General features: G+C 50.2%; 2 pseudogenes. Both read left to right on the forward strand.

Features of this window, described 5'->3' with window-relative positions:
• A pseudogene (locus tag Xenpb_RS19410) lies at window positions 1–301 on the forward strand (hypothetical protein); the annotation flags it as partial.
• Between the two features lie 116 nt (window positions 302–417).
• Window positions 418–741, forward strand: a pseudogene (locus Xenpb_RS19415) (SAM-dependent DNA methyltransferase); the annotation flags it as partial.

Consider the following 741-nt stretch of genomic DNA (forward strand, 5'->3'; position numbering starts at 1 on the left):
TCACCATGTCCGCTGGGAGCGCCGGCATGTCAGCAGCTTAACCGTGCGCTTTGACTCCCCGTGGGCACCGCCTTCGGCCGAGCTGATGGGGGAGCTGTCATCGGTCTTTGACTGTGAAATCCGCCACTGGTACAGCGGATTGTCAGGCCAGCTCAAAGGTTACGATTGCTATGACCAGGGCGAGCATGTGGACAGTGGTCACGGGCCGTCAGGACGGGAGAACCGACCTGCGCTTTATCTGGTCAACGATGACAAGCGGGATGTGAACCTGCCCGTGCCGGCCATCGCGGTTGGGCAATAGCCCTTCGTTTAACGCATCATCAATTTATTTTTTATCTTCACTTCAACCGAAAGGGAAAACATTTTCCCTTTTCGGAACGTGTTCTCCTTTTTATTGTTACGCAAGGAAAACACGTTATGGCATCACAGCCGGATCACCAAAAAGAGTTTATTTCTCTGTTTAACCAGACGGCGCGTTACCACCGTCGTTATCAGGTTTTTCAGGATTTTTGTAATTGCGTGATGGCAGCAATACATAATAGGTACTGTTACAGCGAGGAGCTGGAGCAGTATTACCTGAAAACTATCAACAAGTACGAACGGGAGGATGTTGACCGAATTGTAGAACTCTTTTCCTATACCGTGCTGGGGCTGGCGCAGGAACCCGGTGATTTTCTGGGCAGTGTGTTTATGCAGCTTAATTTGGGTGATAAAGCACTTAACCAGTTTTTTACCCCCTGG

The sequence above is a fragment of the Xenorhabdus sp. PB62.4 genome, from assembly GCF_014467285.1.
GTDB lineage: Bacteria > Pseudomonadota > Gammaproteobacteria > Enterobacterales > Enterobacteriaceae > Xenorhabdus.